The sequence below is a fragment of the Micrococcus sp. HSID17227 genome (assembly GCF_003989405.1).
Taxonomy (GTDB): domain Bacteria; phylum Actinomycetota; class Actinomycetes; order Actinomycetales; family Micrococcaceae; genus Micrococcus; species Micrococcus luteus.
Genome location: NZ_RBLN01000544.1, coordinates 1 through 764 on the forward strand (window position 1 = coordinate 1; position 764 = coordinate 764).

Here is a 764-nt window from a genome sequence, read left to right on the forward strand (position 1 = left end):
CCTCGCACCCTCACTTTTAAAGGACCTCACCGAGTGTTGTCGCAATCAGTCACGATGTGGGCGCCTAGGAGAAAGATTACCCATGTCGCCTATTTGCAAGGTAACGGGACGCAACCCAGAATTTGGCAAGCAAGTCTCGCACTCGCACCGCCGCCCGTCGCGCCTTTGGAACCCCAATTTCCAGCTTCGGCTTCATTTCTTGCATTCTGAAGTCAGACCCATCCCGTTGACCTGGTCACCGAAAGGAATCAAGATCATCGACCGCGATGGCATTGAATCCGTAGACGCGAAAATCCGTGCACGGGGAGAGAAGGTATAACGATGGCCCGTAATGACATTCGCCCAATCACCAAGCTGAAGTCCACTGCAGGCACTGGTTACACCTACGTGACCCGCAAAAACAAGCGCAACAACCCGGATCGCATCAGCTTGAAGAAGTACGATCCGATTGCCCGTAAGCACGTCGAATTCCGCGAGGAGCGATAGAAATGGCTAAAAAGTCAAAGATCGCCAAGAATGAGCAGCGCAAGGACATCGTTGCCCGCTATGCGGAGAGTCGCGCTGAACTCAAGGCAATCATCAAAGACCAAACCAAGTCCGAAGAAGAGCGCTTGGATGCCCAGTTCGAGTTGAACCGGCAACCACGCGACGCTTCACCGGTGCGCGTTCGTAACCGTGACTCTCACGACGGTCGCCCTCGTGGCTACCTGCGTAAGTTCGGTTTGTCCCGTGTCCGTATGCGTCAGATGGCCCACAACGGTGAG

General features: G+C 54.7%; 3 protein-coding genes. All 3 read left to right on the forward strand.

The genetic code is table 11. From position 1 onward, the window contains the following. The first annotated feature begins 82 nt into the window (after positions 1-82). Entirely contained in the window at positions 83-319 is a 237-nt protein-coding gene (locus D8M29_RS13190; RefSeq protein ID WP_127446080.1) for a bL28 family ribosomal protein, read from the forward strand. A 2-nt stretch (positions 320-321) separates the two neighbouring features. Next, positions 322-486: a 50S ribosomal protein L33 gene (gene rpmG / locus D8M29_RS13195; protein ID WP_018121214.1), complete on the forward strand. Its 165-nt coding sequence runs from the start codon at positions 322-324 to the stop codon at positions 484-486. Positions 487-488: 2 nt separating this feature from the next. Then, a partial coding sequence (rpsN, locus tag D8M29_RS13200; protein WP_127446081.1) for a 30S ribosomal protein S14 occupies positions 489-764 on the forward strand: 276 nt, incomplete at its 3' end.

Bases quoted from the DNA above. Each gene is read 5' to 3' on its own strand.
- rpmG (WP_018121214.1), top strand. From the start codon at position 322: ATGGCCCGTAATGACATTCGCCCAATCACCAAGCTGAAGTCCACTGCA.
- D8M29_RS13190 (WP_127446080.1), top strand. From the start codon at position 83: ATGTCGCCTATTTGCAAGGTAACGGGACGCAACCCAGAATTTGGCAAG.